At 72.0% G+C, this 16,018-nt stretch carries 11 protein-coding genes; 5 read left to right on the top strand and 6 right to left on the bottom strand.

Annotated elements, in window-relative coordinates:
* The first annotated feature begins 2 nt into the window (after window positions 1–2).
* The 5 genes from I2W78_RS07995 to I2W78_RS07975 all read left to right on the top strand — a co-directional run bounded on the left by I2W78_RS07995 (window position 3) and on the right by I2W78_RS07975 (window position 6,768).
* Entirely contained in the window at window positions 3–1,760 is a 1,758-nt protein-coding gene (locus tag I2W78_RS07995; protein WP_230885372.1) for a stealth family protein, read from the top strand.
* Entirely contained in the window at window positions 1,757–3,853 is a 2,097-nt protein-coding gene (locus tag I2W78_RS07990; protein WP_196458206.1) for a glycosyltransferase family 4 protein, read from the top strand. The genes I2W78_RS07995 and I2W78_RS07990 overlap by 4 nt, the downstream gene beginning before the upstream one ends.
* Before the next feature lie 23 nt (window positions 3,854–3,876).
* Window positions 3,877–5,832, top strand: coding sequence for a PIG-L family deacetylase (locus tag I2W78_RS07985; protein WP_196458204.1), 1,956 nt, complete (start codon window positions 3,877–3,879; stop codon window positions 5,830–5,832).
* 88 nt (window positions 5,833–5,920) lie between these two features.
* Complete coding sequence (locus I2W78_RS07980; RefSeq protein ID WP_196458202.1) at window positions 5,921–6,610, top strand: hyaluronoglucosaminidase; 690 nt, start codon at window positions 5,921–5,923, stop codon at window positions 6,608–6,610.
* 11 nt (window positions 6,611–6,621) lie between these two features.
* Window positions 6,622–6,768, top strand: a complete 147-nt coding sequence (locus I2W78_RS07975; protein WP_196458200.1) for a hypothetical protein — start codon at window positions 6,622–6,624, stop codon at window positions 6,766–6,768.
* A gap of 48 nt (window positions 6,769–6,816) precedes the next feature.
* Here the strand turns inward: I2W78_RS07975 and I2W78_RS07970 are convergent, their stop codons facing one another.
* From I2W78_RS07970 to I2W78_RS07945, 6 genes are all read right to left on the bottom strand, one after another.
* Window positions 6,817–8,946: a 3-hydroxyacyl-CoA dehydrogenase NAD-binding domain-containing protein gene (locus I2W78_RS07970; protein ID WP_196458198.1), complete on the bottom strand. Its 2,130-nt coding sequence runs from the start codon at window positions 8,944–8,946 to the stop codon at window positions 6,817–6,819.
* A complete protein-coding gene (locus tag I2W78_RS07965) occupies window positions 8,943–10,160 on the bottom strand; it encodes a thiolase family protein (protein WP_196458196.1) in 1,218 nt (405 codons plus the stop codon). Before I2W78_RS07965 ends, I2W78_RS07970 begins: the two co-directional genes overlap by 4 nt.
* A 101-nt stretch (window positions 10,161–10,261) precedes the next feature.
* Window positions 10,262–11,149 carry a LacI family DNA-binding transcriptional regulator gene (locus I2W78_RS07960; RefSeq protein ID WP_196458194.1) on the bottom strand — a complete coding sequence of 296 codons (888 nt, stop codon included), beginning with the start codon at window positions 11,147–11,149 and terminating at the stop codon, window positions 10,262–10,264.
* The gene (locus I2W78_RS07955) at window positions 11,146–13,515 is read right to left on the bottom strand and encodes a glycoside hydrolase family 2 protein (protein ID WP_196458192.1); all 2,370 of its coding nucleotides are present in this window, start codon (window positions 13,513–13,515) and stop codon (window positions 11,146–11,148) included. The genes I2W78_RS07960 and I2W78_RS07955 overlap by 4 nt, the downstream gene beginning before the upstream one ends.
* Window positions 13,516–13,642: 127 nt before the next feature.
* On the bottom strand, window positions 13,643–14,929 hold the full coding sequence (locus I2W78_RS07950) for a ribonuclease D (RefSeq protein ID WP_196458190.1): 1,287 nt from the start codon (window positions 14,927–14,929) through the stop codon (window positions 13,643–13,645).
* A 286-nt stretch (window positions 14,930–15,215) separates the two neighbouring features.
* Entirely contained in the window at window positions 15,216–15,878 is a 663-nt protein-coding gene (locus tag I2W78_RS07945) for a response regulator transcription factor (protein ID WP_003993737.1), read from the bottom strand.
* Window positions 15,879–16,018: the final 140 nt, after the last annotated feature.

The raw sequence follows: 16,018 nt of genomic DNA, 5'->3' as shown, positions 1-16,018 counted from the left end.
GTATGAGCAACCCCGAGGCTTCCGCCGCGGTCGGGGCGTACCGCACCCTCGTCCCCGCCGGCCTCAGACGCCGGATCGCGCGCCGCGTCCCGCTGCGGCTTCGGCAGATGCTGAAGCAGCTGCTGCGCCGCCTGCACACCCTCACTTTCGGGGCCCGGCTGCTGCGCTCGGTGCAGGCCCGCCGCCGCTGGCCGCACCTGTTCGGGCCGGGGGAGCGGCTCGCCGCGCTCGCCGGGCCGGGCACGCGGATCGCTCTCGTCCGGCCCACGGTCTCACCGCTGGGACTGCGCGAGGCCAACCTCGAACTCGTCGTCACCGCGCTTCAGGAGGCCGGCGTCGACTACTTCGCGATCCGCGGCACCTGCGACTTCCGCTCCTGCCTCGCCGTCGCCGAGGCCGACCGCGACCGCGCCCGGCAGGCACTTCAGCGCTGCGCCGGGCACAGCCCCGTCTACCTCACGGCCTGTCGCGGCGAGAGTGCCCAGGGTCGGCCGGTGCCGGCCGACTCGGCACGCGGCCGCCGCCTCGCCCGCGAGGCCGCCGTGCTGCGGGTCGGCATGGTGTGGAGCGACCCGGCCGGCACCCTGGTGCTGGGCCTGGAGCACGGCTGCGACATCGAGTTCTGGCAGCAGAGCGAGGGCCGCCTGGTGGCGCCGCGCCCCAACCGCGTCACCGAGGACGTCGCCCTCGACGAGCCCCGCATCACCGTCCCCGTCAGCCGCCTCACCGGCTTCGCCGCCCTGCACACCCGCCGCACCCGAGCGGTGCGCACCATCCGGCCCTGCGCCGAGCCCCTCCCCGAGGACGTCCGCTTCCCGATCGACGTCGTCTACACCTGGGTCGACGGCAGCGACCCCGAGTGGCAGCGGCGGCGCGGCGCCTACGGCGACGGCGGCTACCACACCGAGTCCGCCAACGCGGCCCGCTACATCAGCCGCGACGAACTGCGCTACTCACTGCGCGCGCTGGAGCAGAACGCGCCCTGGGTGCGCCATGTCTACGTGGTGACGGACCGGCAGCGCCCGGCCTGGCTCAACGACGCCCACCCGCGCCTGACCGTCGTCGACCACTCCGAGATCTTCGACGACCCGCAGGCGCTGCCCACCTTCAACTCGCACGCCATCGAGAGCCGGCTGCACCACATCAAGGGCCTGGCCGAGCACTTCCTGTACTTCAACGACGACATGTTCCTCGGCTGCCCGGTGACCCCGCAGGACTTCTTCCTGTCCAACGGCATGACCCGCACCTTCTTCTCCCCGTCCCAGGTGCCCCGCTGGGACCGCACGCCGGTCGACCGCCCCGTCGACGCGGCCGGCAAGAACAACCGGCGGCTGCTCCTGGAGCACTTCGGCAGCGCCATCGTGCAGAAGCTGCGGCACGCCCCCTACGCGCTGCGCCGCAGCGTGCTGCACGAGATCGAACGTGAGTACGCCGAGGCGCACCGGCAGACGTCGTACAGCCGCTTCCGCAGCGCCACCGACATCTCCATCCCGTCGTCGCTCTACCACTACTACGCCTACTTCACCGGCCGGGCGGTGCCGTCGAACATCTCGTTCGCCTATCTCGACCTGGCCCGGCCGGAGATCCGGCGGCGGCTCGGCATCCTGCTGGCCCGCCGCGACCGGCAGGCGTTCTGCATCAACGACACCCTCTCCGACGGCCGGGACGTGGACCGCCAGACGGCGATGCTGCGCGACTTCCTCCAGGCCTACTACCCCGTGCCCAGTCCCTTCGAGCGGAAGGAGCGTGAGGTCCGGTGAAGATCTCCTTCCTGATCAACAACATCTACGGCATCGGGGGCACCAACCGCACGGTGATCAACCTCGCCGAGGCGCTGTCCGTGCGGCACGAGGTGGAGATCGTGTCGGTGTTCCGGCGCGCCAACACCACCAAGTTCGAGATCTCCCCGCGCGTCACCGTGCGCGCCCTGGTCGACCTGCGCCCCGGCTCCGCCGACCGCGGCGCCGCCGGCAGCGACGAACCCAGCGAAGTGGTGCCGCGCCAGGAGGAGTTCTACGCCCAGTACAGCCGCTTCACCGACGGCCGGATCATCCGCGAGCTGCAGAAGACGTCCGCCGACGTCGTCGTCGGCACCCGGCCCAGCCTCAACCTGTTCGTCGCCGCCCACACACGGGACGGCGCCCTGCGCGTCGCCCAGGAGCACATGACGCACCTGGCCATCCCACCGGCGGTGCGCGCCGAGATGGCCCGCGTCTACCCCCGCCTGGACGCGATCACCACGGTCACCGAGGCCGACGCCCGCTCCTTCATGGAGAACACACCGATCCCCGGCATCCCCGTCGTCGGCATCCCCAACAGCGTCCCGCAGCCGTCCGTCACCCCCTCCGACTGCACCCGCAAGGTCGTGGTCAGCGCCGGCCGCATGCACCACATCAAGCGCTACGACCTGCTGATCCGCGCCTTCGGACAACTCGCCGACGAGTTCCCCGACTGGCAGCTGCGCATCTACGGCGACGGCGGCGAGGCCGCCAAACTGCGCGCCCTGGTCACCGAACTCGGCCTGACCGGACGGGCGTTGCTGATGGGCGGCTTCTCGCCCATCGAGTCCGAGTGGGCCAAGGGCTCCATCGCCGCCGTCACCTCCAGCGCCGAGTCCTTCGGCATGACCCTCGTCGAGGCGATGCGCTGCGGACTGCCCGTCGTCTCCACCGACTGCCCCGTCGGCCCCCGCGAGATCCTCACCGACGGCGAGGACGGCTTCCTCGTACCCAACGGCGAGGTCGACGGCATCGCCTGGGGCCTGCGCCGCCTGATGGCCGACGAGGCGCTGCGCCGTGGCATGGGCGCCGCCGCGCTGCACAACGCCGCCCGCTACGACCCGGCGGCCGTCGCCGGCGAGTACCTGGACCTCTTCGAGGACGCCGCCCGCCGCCGCGCCGCCGCCCACCGCGGCTACCGCGCCCCCGCCGCACCCCGCAAGGCCGGCTCCGCCCCGCTCACCGTGCCGCCCGTCTCCGTCGGCGCGGCCACCGTCGACGTCACCGCCGACGACGGAGGCTGGCTCCGCTTCAGCGCCGACGCGCCCGGCGAGGGCCGCAAGCGCCGCCAGTTCGTGCTGCGGCACAAGCCCTCCGACGGCGACCGCCGCCCCGACCTGCCGCTGCGCACCCAGCGCAAGGACCTCGACAACGGCGGCACCCGCTACACCGCCGCCCTCACCCCGTCCGCCCTCGACGACCTCGGCGACGGACGCTGGCAGGTGACCCTGCAGACCGGCAAGGCGTCCCCCGTCCATCTGAAGGCCGGCATCCGCGACACCCGCGCCCTCATCGACGCCCGCGCCCGCATCGTCGCCCGCCCGCCGTCCGGCCCCGTCGGCTGGAACCTGCCCTACGCCCAGCCGGGCGGCCGTCTGATGCTGCGCACCGTGCTGCGCGAGGAGCACGCCGAGTGCACCGGCGTCGAGGTCGCCGACGGCCGCATCGTCCTGCGCGGAGTGCTGTGCGGGGGGCGGCGGATCGAGCCCGGCGCGCTGTTCGTCGCGAGCCGCCGCGGCCGGCACAGCCGGAACATCACCGTGCCCGTCGAGATCCTCGGCCGCCAGGCGTTCCGCGCCGAGGCACCCGTGCGGCAGGTCGTCGACCACCGGCTGGAACGGTGGGAGGACTGGGACTGGTGGCTCCAGCCCGACCCGTTCGACCGCCGCAAGGTGCGCGTCTGCCACCTGCTGGAGGACTTCCCCGACGTCAAGAGCGCCTACGCCTACCCGTCGCTGCCGCTCGCCGGTGACGAGCCCTCCGAGTACGCCGTCGTCCACCCGGCCCGTCCGGTGTGGGTACGGCCGTACTGCTCGGCCTCCGGGGCGATGGCGATGAACGTGGTGGACCGATGACCGAACCGGCCCAGGGAGGCCCGATGACCCGTTCCGTGCTGCACGTCATCGCCCACCAGGACGACGACCTGTACTTCATGAACCCCGACCTGGTGCGCTCCCTCCAGGACGGCGACCGGGTCACCACGGTGGTGCTCACCGCGGGGGAGGGCGACGGCGTCAACGTCGACACCGGCGACCCCCAACGCGCCGCGGCACGACCGGATTTCGCCCGCTACAGCACCGAGCGCGGCTGCGGACTGCGCTCCGCGTACGCCCGGATGACCACCGGCGACCGCGACCACCCCTGGCGGCGCGAGGCCGTTGAGCTCGTGCCCGGCTTCGCCGCCGAACGGTGCACCCTCGACGGTCACGACCACGTGCGCCTGTACTTCCTTCAGCTGCACATGGGCGCGCCCACCGAGCGCGGCATCCGCACCCGGCTGCACGAGCTGTGGGACGGCGCCCTGCGCACCCAGGCCACGCTGCCGGTGCGCGGCGGCACCATCGGCCAGGTCCAGCACGTCACGCGCGAGCAGCTGATCGACGCGCTGACCGCGCTGCTCGCCGACGTCCGCCCCACCACGGTGCGCGCGATGGACCCCGACCCCGAACACGACGGCGGCAAGGAGGAGTACGTCTGCTCCGACCACGTCGACCACACCACCACCGCCCAGTTCACGCTGGCCGCCCTCGCCCGGCACCGCGAGGCCGGGCACTACCCGGTGGTCGAGCACTACCGCGCCTACGCCAACCGCTTCTGGGGCTACAACCTCGACTCGGCCGCGGTGGCGGAGAAGGCCGAGTTCCTGGCGACGTACGCCGGACTGGACGCGCCCGAGCGGTGCGCGCACGGCACCTGTGAGACCTGCGGCGACCGGCAGCTGGGCAGCAACCCGTACCGCAGTACGCACTTGATGAGCACCGCCTCCAGGTACTCGCCGACGACGACCTGGCTGCGCCTCGGTCCTGGTGGTCGGCTCAACGCGTTCGGTGTGCTGGCCGGCCGGCTGGCCTTCTGGACCGAGACCGGCCCGGCCAGCGGTGAGTGGAAGGGCCCGTTCGTGCTCGGCGAGGGCTGGCTGTGCCCGACCCTGGCCGTGACCGGACTGCCGGGCGGTCCGGCCGAGTTGGTGGGCCTGCGCCGCCAGAACGTGGTCGGCAGCGGAGTGACCGTCGACGTCGTCCACACCGTGCAGGACCCCGACGGAGGCGGCTTCAGCGGCTGGCGGACCCTGGAGAACCCCGACTGGGCGCACGGCGACGGACGCCGCCAGCGCGAGGTCGGCGTGCCCACGGCGGCCGTCGACCCGGTCGGGCGACTGCACGTCTTCGTCCGTGACTACGCCCAGGGCATCGGCCTGCGCCGGCGGGACACCACCGGCGCCTGGGGACCCTGGGAGAACCTCGGCGGCAGCTTCGTCCAGGACGCCGGCACCGCCCTCGTCACCGAGCGCGGCACGGTGGAGCTGTACGTGCCGGGCAAGAACTCCGTGTGGCGCTGGCACCAGAGCGAACCCGGCGGCGCGTTCCTGCTCGACGACACGCTTCGGACGGGCCGCGCGGCCACCGGCGGGATCACCGCCGTCGACTCCGGTGACGGCCGCACCTGCCTGTACTTCCGCGAGGCCGGCACCCAGCAGGTCATGGCCTACCGCCAGCACCCCGACGGCCGCTGGCCCGGCTCCGGCGCGGGCCTCGGCGGCCACGGCGGCACCGGCCCCGTCGCCGCCCTGTGGGCCCCCGAACGCGGCGCCCGCGAGGCATATCTGGCCCACCGCGGCAGCCGGGGCCGCCTGGTCGTCTCGCTGCCCGACCGCGACAAGGACGTCTCCGGCACCCATTGGCGCGAGTCCGGCGACATGCTCACCCACGCCCCGGCGATGGCCTACGACGCGGCGGGCGCCGCGACCGTCGCGGTCATCGGCACGGACGGCCGGCTGCGGGTGCGCCGCCAGTTGTCGGCGACGGTGGGGAGTCCACTCGGTCCGTGGCGCTGAAGGGGGTGGCCTGCGGCCGTCCGGTGAGCGATGATCATCCCTGTACGTCCGGATCGGACGTACATTCGATACCGACAGGGGAGGGCGCATGCCACTGGCACGCAGATTGTTCCTGGGGGGCTTCACGGCGGGTGCGGTGACCGTCGCCGTCAGCGGTACGGAAGCGGTGGCCGTCGGCGAGTACACGGACTACACGGCGCCGGCCAACTTCCTCAGCACCTCGACGACGGCCCACACCGTCGCCATCAACCAGAAGGCGACGTCGGGGGAGGCGGTGGCACTCAACGTGACCTCCGCCAACCCGGACACCTCGGCCATGTACCTCAGCGGCAAGGAGACCGGCCGGGGGACGCTGAAGATCTCCCACAACGGGTACGCCGACGGCTCCGACGCGAACGCCTCCGCCCTGTCGATCGACCTCAAGGTCAGCGGTACCGCCGCGCAGGGCATCTACCTGACCGCGACCGACGGCCCGACCAAGGGTGCCCTGCTGGTCCTGCGGAACAACGACGGCCTGGACGACTTCGTGGTCAAGGGCACCGGCCGGACCGGCATCGGCATCGCCCGTGGCGCCACGCCGCAGTCCCAGCTGCACGTGGTCCAGTCGGCCGGCGCCCCGTCCGCCCTGCTCGCCGAGGGCGCGGTACGCCTCGCGGACGTCGCCTCGGCCCCGACCAACGCGCCCGCCTCGGCCGGCGGCGGTTCCCTCTACGCCCAGAACGGCGCCCTGTACTGGAAGGGCGGCAACGGCACCGTCACCCAGGTCGCACCGGCGTAAAGGGCGTTGAGATGCAACTGACCCCGGAAGAACTCGTCGCCGAGTTCCACGACGCCGTCATGGAGCTGTACTTCGCCCGCAAGCGCATCGCCGTCCTGGAGGCGGAGAACGCCGAGCTGAAGGCCAGGCTGGATGCCGCGGCACAGACCGACGCATGACAGAGGGCCTCCGCCGACCCGGCGGAGGCCCTCTCGCGCGTCAGGCGGTTACGCCGGGACGCTCGCGACCCCTGCCTCCAGGAACCGCTTCCCGTTCACCCGCTCGGAGACGCCCTCGCGGTCCAGGTACGGCGTGATGCCGCCCAGGTGGAAGGGCCAGCCGGCGCCGGTGATCAGGCACAGGTCGATGTCCTGCGCCTCGGCGACGACGCCCTCGTCGAGCATGAGCCCGATCTCCTGCGCCACCGCGTCCAGCACCCGCGCCCGCACCTGCTCCTCGGTGAGGACGGTGTCTCCCTGCTTCAGCAGCGCGGCGACCTCCGGGTCCAGCTCGGGCTTGCCGCTGTCGTAGACGTAGAAGCCGCGCTTGCCCGCCTCGACGACCGCCTTCAGGTTCGGGGAGACCGTGAAGCGGTCCGGGAACGCCTTATTGAGCGTCTCGGAGACGTGCAGGCCGATCGCCGGGCCGACCAGCTCCAGCAGCACCAGCGGCGACATCGGCAGACCCAGCGGCTCGACCGCCTTCTCCGCCACGTCCACCGGCGTGCCCTCGTCGATGACGTTCTGGATCTCGCCCATGAAGCGGGTCAGGATGCGGTTCACGACGAACGCCGGGGCGTCCTTGGTGAGCACCGCGGTCTTCTTCAGCTTCTTGGCGACGGCGAACGCCGTGGCCAGCGAGGCGTCGTCGGTCTTCTCGCCGCGGACGATCTCCAGAAGCGGCAGCACCGCGACCGGGTTGAAGAAGTGGAAGCCCACGACCCGCTCGGGGTTCTTAAGCTTCGAGGCCATCTCCGACACCGACAGCGAGGAGGTGTTGGTGGCGAGGATCGCGTGCGCCGGGGCGACCGCCTCGACCTCCGCGAACACCTGCTGCTTGACGCCCATCTCCTCGAACACGGCCTCGATGATGAAGTCCGCGTCCGCGAAGCCCTCGGCCTTGTCCAGGACACCGGTCACCAGCGCCTTGAGGCGGTTGGCCTTGTCCTGGTTGATGCGGCCCTTGCCGAGCAGCTTGTCGATCTCGGCATGGACGTAGCCCACACCCTTGTCGACGCGCTCCTGGTCGATGTCGGTCAGCACGACCGGCACCTCCAGGCGGCGCAGGAACAGCAGCGCGAGCTGGGAGGCCATCAGACCGGCGCCGACGACGCCGACCTTGGTGACCGGACGCGCCAGGTTCTTGTCCGGGGCGCCCGCCGGGCGCTTGCCGCGCTTCTGCACCAGGTTGAACGCGTAGATGCCGGCGCGCAGTTCGCCACCCATGATCAGGTCGGCGAGCGCCTTGTCCTCGGCGTCGTAGCCCTGCTGGAGGTCGCCGTTCTTGGCGGCGGCGATGATGTCCAGGGCGCGGTAGGCGGCCGGGGCGGCGCCGTGCACCTTGCCGTCGGCGATGAAACGGCCCTTGGCGACGGCCTGGTCCCAGGCCTCGCCGCGGTCGATCACCGGGCGGTCGATCTGAATCTCGCCCTTGAGGACGGACGCCGTCCAGATGAGCGACTGCTCCAGGAAGTCGGCGCCCTCGAAGATCGCGTCGGCGATGCCGAGCTCGTGGACCTGCTTGCCCTTGAGCTGCTTGTTCTGGTTGAGGCTGTTCTCGATGATCACCGAGACGGCCTTCTCGGGGCCGATCAGGTTCGGCAGCAGGGTGCAGCCGCCCCAGCCGGGCACCAGGCCGAGGAAGACCTCGGGGAGCGAGAAGGCGGGGATGGCCGCGGACACCGTGCGGTACGTGCAGTGCAGACCGACCTCGACGCCGCCGCCCATCGCGGCGCCGTTGTAGTACGCGAACGTCGGCACCGCGAGGCCCGCGAGGCGCTTGAAGACGTCGTGGCCGCCCTTGCCGATGGCGTAGGCGTGGTCCCACTCCTTGAGCAGCTCGACGCCCTTGAGGTCGGCGCCGACGGCGAAGATGAACGGCTTGCCGGTGATGCCGACGCCGACGATGTCGCCGTCCGCCGCCTCCTTCTCGACCTGGTCGACGGCGGCGTTGAGGTTCGCCAGCGACTGCGGGCCGAAGGTGGTCGGCTTGGTGTGGTCCAGGCCGTTGTCCAGGGTGATCAGGGCGAAGCGCCCGGCACCCTGGGGGAGGTCGAAGTGGCGTACGTGCGCCTGCGTGACGACCTCGTCCGGGAACAGGTCCGAGGCCTGCTTCAGAAGCTCGGCGGTGGTGCTCACTTGTCCCCCTCGAAGTGCGGGTTCTCCCAGATGACCGTCGCGCCCATGCCGAAGCCGACGCACATGGTGGTCAGGCCGTAGCGGACGTGCGGCTGCTCCTCGAACTGGCGGGCCAGCTGCGTCATCAGGCGGACGCCGGAGGAGGCCAGCGGGTGGCCGAAGGCGATGGCGCCGCCGTACTGGTTGACGCGCTCGTCGTCGTCCGCGATGCCGTAGTGGTCGAGGAAGGCCAGGACCTGGACGGCGAAGGCCTCGTTGATCTCGAAGAGGTTGATGTCCTCGATGGACAGGCCCGCCTTGGCGAGGGCCTTCTCGGTGGCCGGGATCGGGCCGTAGCCCATGACCTCCGGCTCGACGCCCGCGAAGGCGTAGGAGACCAGGCGCATCTTGACCGGCAGGCCGTGCTCGCGCGCGAAGTCCTCGGAGGCGATGATCGAGGCGGTGGCGCCGTCGTTCAGACCGGCCGCGTTACCGGCGGTGACCCGGCCGTGCACGCGGAACGGGGTCTTCAGCCCGGACAGGTTCTCCAGGGTGGTCCCCGGCCGCATCGGCTCGTCCGCGGTCACGAGACCCCAGCCGGTCTCGCCGCCCTCGGGGTTGGTGCGGCGCACGGAGATCGGCACCAGGTCCTGCTGGATCTTGCCGTTGGCGTACGCCTTGGCGGCCTTCTCCTGGGAGCGCACCGCGTACTCGTCGGCGCGCAGCTTGGTGATGTGCGGGTAGCGGTCGTGCAGGTTCTCGGCGGTCATGCCCATGAACAGCGCCGACTCGTCGACCAGCTTCTCGCTCACGAACCGCGGGTTCGGGTCCACGCCCTCGCCCATCGGGTGGCGGCCCATGTGCTCGACACCACCGGCGATGACGGCGTCGTACGCACCGAAGGCGATCGAACCGGCCGTGGTGGTCACGGCGGTCAGCGCGCCGGCGCACATCCGGTCGATGGAGTAGCCGGGCACCGACTGCGGCAGGCCCGCGAGGATGCCGGCGGTACGGCCGATGGTCAGGCCCTGGTCACCGATCTGCGTGGTCGCGGCGATGGCGACCTCGTCGATCTTCTTGGGGTCGAGACCGGGGTTGCGGCGCAGCAGCTCCCGGATCGCCTTCACGACAAGGTCGTCGGCGCGGGTCTCGTGGTAGATGCCCTTCGGACCCGCCTTGCCGAACGGGGTGCGGACGCCGTCGACGAAGACGACGTCCCTGACGGTACGAGGCACGATGGCTCTCCTCCAGGGTGCGGGACGCTGAGCGCTTGCTCATACTCATGCTACTTATGAGTAACGTAGCTGCACAGTCCCGGTCGGTCGAGCGGCGAAGGTCACATCGAATCCGGCGCTGCGGTGAGCGCCCCAAGGGGCGCGGGGCTGTATCGATATGCGGCTCCGCCGCGCGTGCGCGAGCAACCCACCACGACCCGCAGCCACAAACGGCACTCACCGACACGGCGCCGCCGTGGACCCTCTCGGTGCCGGCACCGGAGTGCCGCCACAAGCAGCGACCGCGTGGCCCGGGCCCCCGCCTCCCCCGAGAAGTCGGTCGCCACCTGCCACGCCCCGGCCAGCCCCACCATTCCCGCCACCTCGTCGAACGCGGCCGCGCGAATCGCCGTGTGCCCGAGACCCGCCGCGCCGCCGACCCGGGCGATCCGCCGGTGCCCGAGCGCGGCCAGATAGCGCACCCCCTCCGTGACGGCGGTGGCGTCGTCGGCCCACACGGAGGTCAGGCCCGCGGTCAGCGACGGATGCCCGACGGCCACCACCGGCAGCCCCAGCCGCTCCGCCACCGCCACCCGGGGGTCGTCGGCCTGGAAGTCCACCAGGATCGACCCACCGATCTGCCGCCCCTTCCACCAGGAATCCAGCAGCCCGGCCTCCTCCTGGAGGTTGCGCACCAGCCGCAGCAGCAGCGAACAGGAGTGCTCGGTCAGCACGCTCTCCACTCCCGAGACGAACTCCATGTAGAACGGCTCCAGGCCCAGCATCCGCGCCGGCCGGCAGACCGCCGGCCCCACCACGTCCACCCGCGCCCCCGCCGGCGACCGCGCGGTCGGATTCGGCGCCCAGCCCAGCTCCCGCGCCGCCCGGAAGATCCGCTCCCGGGTCGCCTCCGACAGCCCCGGCTTGTGGTTGAAGGCCAGAGACACCGCTCCCTTGGACACACCGGCGCGCGCGGCGACGTCCTTGATGGTGACGCGGGGCGCGGTCATCGCGTGGGCTCCACGCAGTACAGGGCGGCCCGGGCGGCCGCCGCGTCCGGAGCCGGCCAGCCACTGACGCCGATGGTCACCCGCTCACCGGGCAGCAGCGTCACCAACCCGCGATCGGCCCGCGCGTCCGGATCCAGCCGGTCGGCCTGCAACAGCAGATCCCGTACGAGGGTGTGGGCCGTCACCGCGATCCCGCCCGGCACGAGCTCGACGTCGAACTCCGGCCGCGGGTAGGGAATCTCCCGGTCCGGCGCCGGAAACCGCAGCGCCCGTACCCCTTGAGCGTCCGCCACCAGGAACTCCTTCGCCCCGGCCGGCTCCAGCTCCCTCGGCACCCGTACCAGGGCCACCTCCCGCGCCCCGGCCGCGAACCGCACGGTGGCCCCGACGAGCCCCTCGCCGTCCACCGACATCCGGCGCAGCGTCATCTCACCGGCCCAGCCCCGCGCCGCCTGGTTCACCACCGCCACCGCCAGCCCACCGTCCCGCTCCCGCACGGTCAGCAACCGGTCCGCGTACAGTCGCCGCAGCTCGTGATACAGCGGTTTCTCCCGCCCGTCACCGTCGATCGCGGCCCAGGACGTCACCGGCCAGCAGTCGTTCAGCTGCCACACGACCGTGCCCGCGCACACCGGCCAGTGCGACCGCCAGTGCTCGATCCCGGCGGCGACGGCCCGCGCCTGGTTGACCTGCGTGAGGTAGTGCCACCGGTCGAAGTCCCCCTCGGGGAAGGCGAAGTGTCGCTCCAGCCCCCGGCGCAGCTTGCCGTTTCCGTCCCCCGCCTTCTGGTGGTGCAGCATCCCGGGGGAGTCGGCGGCGAGCTCCTCACCGGGCAGCGCCCGCCGCAGCGTGGCGTACGCGGGTGGCGCCTGCCAGCCGAACTCCGCGACGAACCGGGGCACATGGAGCCGGTAGTCGGCGTAGTCGGCGCGGTTCCACACCTCCCAGGAGTGATGGGTCCCGTGCGCCGGATCGTTCGGGTGGTGCCGCCAGGACCCCGACCACGGACTGCCCGCCGCATACGGCCGCGTCGGATCGAGCTCGGCCACCACCCGCGGCAGCAGCCCCAGGTAGTACCCCTCGCCCCACGACTCCCCGGCGAGCGGCCGCTCCCAGCCCCAGTCCCGGAACCCCCACAGGTTCTCGTTGTTGCCGTTCCACAGCACCAGCGAGGGATGCGGCATCAGCCGTACGACGTTCTCCCGGGCCTCGGCCTCCACCTCGCCCCGCAGCGGCTGCTCCTCCGGATAGGCCGCGCACGCGAACGGGAAGTCCTGCCACACCAGCAGCCCGAGCTCGTCGCAGGCGGTGTAGAAGTCCTCGCTCTCGTAGATCCCCCCGCCCCAGACCCGCACGAGGTCCACTCCGGCGTCGGCGGCCTGCCGCAACCGTTCCCAATACCGCTCCCGCGTGATCCGTGAGGGAAACACGTCGTCCGGAATCCAGTTCACCCCGCGCGCGAAGAGCCGCTCGCCGTTGACGACAAGCGTGAAACCGGTTCCGTACGCGTCCGCCGACGTGTCCAGCTCGACCTTCCGAAACCCGATACGCCGCCGCCAGACATCAAGGGCCTGGCCCCCGTGCAACAGCGACAACTCGACGTCGTACAGCGCATGTTCGCCGTACCCTCGCGGCCACCAGAGCTCGGGATCCGCCACTTCCAGCCGTACGACCCCCTGCGATCCGTCGACCGCCGCGCGCGCCCGCGCCCCACCCACCTGAGCCTCCAGGACGAGCTCCGCCTCGACCCGCGTCCGCTCCACCTCGACGTGCAGCTCGACCTGCCCCGTGCCCTCCTCGACCGTCACCAGCGGACGCACCCGGGAGATCCGGGCCGTCGACCAGTGCTCCAGCCGCACCGGCCGCCAGATCCCGGCCGTCACCAGGGTCGGCCCCCAGTCCCACCCGAAGGAGCAGGCCATCTTGCGGAGGTACTGGTAGGGCTCGGCATAGGCACCCGGCCGCTCACCCAGCCGCCCGCGCACGGCCTCGGCCTCGGTGTAGGCGGAGGCGAAACGGACGGTGAGCCGCCCCTGGAGGCCGGTGACGTCGAAGCGGTACGAGCGGTGCATGTTCCGCACCCGGCCGAGGAGTTGACCGTCGAGCAGGATCTCGGCGGCGGTGTCGAGCCCCTCGAAGACGAGGTCGGTCTGTTCCTGCGCGGAGCCCGCGTCCAGCCCTCGCTCGTAGGTCCACTCCCGCCGCCCGACCCACGCCACCTCGGCCTCGTCCCGACCGAGGAACGGATCCGGGATCACCCCAGCCGCCAGCAGATCGGTGTGCACACAGCCGGGGACCTCGGCCGGGAAGGCGTCCCCCTCGTGCCGCAGGATCCATCCGTCGGCGAGCAATGTGGCCTGAAGCATGCGCTCTCTCCCTGGACCGGTCTACTCCACGACTCCTGAAGATCGCGTTCCTGGTGAGCTACCTCCAGGGGCGCGGGGAACTGCGCGAGAACCCCCACGACCCGCACCCACCCCACGACGAGAACCCCTACGGCGCTTTGGCGGAAAGCGCAGTCACCAAAACCGGCGTCACCAATTCGACCTGCCACTCCCGAGCCCCGTACCCACGCAGCACCTCGGCAACGGCGCCCACGTCGGCAGACGGCGGCTCCCAGCAGACCCGCCGCACCGTGTCCGGCGCGATCAGATTCTCCTGCGGCAGCCCCAGCTCCTCGGCCAGCGCGGACACACCGGCGCGAGCCGCCGACAGCCGGGCGGCCGCCGCCGGATCCTTGTCGGCCCACGCCCGCGGCGGCGGAGGCCCCGCGACCGGTTGCCCCGGCTGCGGCAGCTGCGACTCCGACAGCGCCCTGGCGCGGTCCACCGCGGCCTGCCACTGCTCCAGCTGCCGCCGCCCCATCCGATGCCCGAACCCGTTCAGCGCGGACAGCGCGTGCACCGTGCCCGGCAACGCGAGCGCGGCCTCGACGATGGCCGCGTCCGACAGCACCTTGCCCGGCGAGATGTCTCTGCGCTGCGCGATCCGGTCCCGGGTCTGCCACAGCTCGCGCACCACGGCGAGCTGCCGCCGCCGGCGCACCTTGTGCATGCCGGACGTACGGCGCCACGGGTCCTTGCGGGGCTCCGGCGGCGGCGCCGCCACGATCGCGTCGAACTCCTGCAGGGCCCACTCCAGCTTGCCCTGCCGGTCCAGCTCCTTCTCCAGCGCGTCGCGCAGGTCGACGAGCAGCTCGACGTCGAGGGCCGCGTACCGCAGCCAGGGCTCGGGGAGCGGGCGCGTCGACCAGTCGACGGCGGAGTGGCCCTTCTCCAGGACGAAGCCGAGCACGTTCTCGACCATGGCGCCGAGGCCGACCCGCGGGAAGCCGGAGAGGCGCCCGGCCAGCTCGGTGTCGAACAGCCGCGTCGGCACCATGCCTATCTCCCGCAGGCACGGCAGATCCTGGGTGGCGGCGTGCAGTACCCACTCCACACCGGACAGCGCCTCCCCGAGCGCCGACAGGTCGGGGCAGGCCACGGGGTCGATCAGCGCGCTGCCCGCGCCCTGGCGGCGTAGCTGGACGAGGTAGGCGCGCTGTCCGTAGCGGTAGCCGGAGGCGCGCTCGGCGTCGACGGCGACGGGGCCGGAGCCGGCGGCGAAGGCGGCGATCACCTCGGCGAGGGCGGCCTCGTCCGCGATCACGGGCGGAATGCCCTCACGCGGCTCCAGCAAAGGGATCGGCGCCTCCGTAACAGAAGATCCGCCGTCTTCCGGAGGAGCGCCCCCGGTGATTCGCAGTGAACTGTCTGCTGCGGTTTCTTGGGCGTCGGTCACCTGTCAAGGGTATCTGTGTATGGACGGCGCCCGCCGACGGAACGTTCCGTCGGCGGGCGCGCGGGGGTCGTAAACAAGTCAGTCCAGTGGGATCTCGGTCACGACCGAGGGCGGACGCGGGTGGGCATCGGCGGCTCGATCCCGTTCACGTCAGTGAATGCCGAGGTGATGCGGCGGAAGGGCGGCTCGGGGAGGAGGGGAAGCGACAAGGGGGGAGTGGGGGAGTGCGGGGGAGTGGGGAAGTGCGGGGGAGTGGGGGAATGCGGGGGAGCGTGGTGTGCGGTGGTCAGTGGATGATGCCGGTGCGCAGGGCCACGGCGACCATCCCGGCGCGGTCGCCCGTGCCGAGCTTGCGGGCGATGCGGGCGAGGTGGCTCTTGACGGTGAGGGCGGACAGGCCCATCGAGACGCCGATCGCCTTGTTCGACTGGCCTTCGGCGACCAGGCGCAGCACCTCGACCTCGCGGCCGGACAGCTCGCGGTAGCCACCCGGGTGACTCGGGGCACCCGGGGGGCGGCGGTGCAGACGGGCGGCGGCAGCGCCGATGGGGGCGGCACCGGGCCGGGTGGGGAGCCCGACGTTGGTGCGGGTGCCGGTGACGACGTAGCCCTTCACGCCGCCCGCGAGGGCGTTGCGCACGGCGCCGATGTCGTCGGCGGCGGACAGGGCGAGCCCGTTGGGCCAGCCCGCGGCGCGGGTCTCCGACAGGAGCGTCAGACCGGAGCCGTCGGGCAGGTGGACGTCGGCGACGCAGATGTCGCGGGGGTTGCCGATGCGGGGACGAGCCTCGGCGATGGACGAGGCCTCGATGACATCGCGCACACCGAGCGCCCACAGGTGGCGGGTGACGGTGGAGCGGACGCGGGGATCGGCCACGACCACCATCGCGGTCGGCTTGTTCGGGCGGTAGGCGACCAGGCTTGCGGGCTGCTCTAGGAGAACGGACACCAGGCCTCCTGGGTGCGGGACGGGTCGGCTCGTGGGGGGTGAAGCCGGGACGAACCGTGCTTTCAAGGTCACAGTCGTCTTCGGCACCAAACCGGTCCGCCTTTAGAGAATGATCACGATCTGGTGAGTAACAATCCGAG

Origin of the sequence: Streptomyces spinoverrucosus (genome assembly GCF_015712165.1) — a bacterium.
Lineage (GTDB): Bacteria > Actinomycetota > Actinomycetes > Streptomycetales > Streptomycetaceae > Streptomyces > Streptomyces spinoverrucosus_A.
Note: the sequence above shows the minus strand (reverse complement) of the source record. Positions and strands in the feature narration are given on the sequence as shown.